This window comes from Bradyrhizobium sp. TM239, assembly GCF_036247985.1.
In the GTDB taxonomy this organism is placed as follows: domain Bacteria; phylum Pseudomonadota; class Alphaproteobacteria; order Rhizobiales; family Xanthobacteraceae; genus Bradyrhizobium; species Bradyrhizobium ottawaense.
In genome coordinates this window covers 1-317 of sequence record NZ_BTIR01000054.1, presented here as the reverse complement: position 1 = coordinate 317, position 317 = coordinate 1, and the positions used below count along the sequence as shown (strand labels likewise).

The window sequence follows — 317 nt, the reverse complement described above, 5'->3', positions numbered from 1 at the left end:
CGCAGCTTGGCGTCGAGGTTCGACAAGGGCTCGTCCATCAGGAAGGCCTGCGGATGACGCACCATTGCGCGGCCGAGCGCGACGCGCTGCCGTTGACCGCCCGAAAGCTGTCCGGGGCGGCGGTGAAAGAAGGTGTCGATTCGAAGCTGCTCCGCGACGGCCCGCACCTCGCGCGCGATCTCGTCCATGACGCGCCTGCGGCGGAGCGACAAATGACGCATCAAGGGCAGGCGCTCGAACAGGTTGAGGCGCGTCATGGTGAGCGGCAGCGCTATGTTGTCGAACACCGACATGTGGGGATAGAGCGCGTAATTCTG

Annotated in this window: 1 protein-coding gene; it reads right to left on the bottom strand. The window is 65.3% G+C overall.

What is annotated here, in order from left to right; genetic code table 11:
• A partial coding sequence (locus AABA84_RS34875) for an ATP-binding cassette domain-containing protein (RefSeq protein ID WP_338314361.1) occupies positions 1–317 on the bottom strand: 317 nt, incomplete at both ends.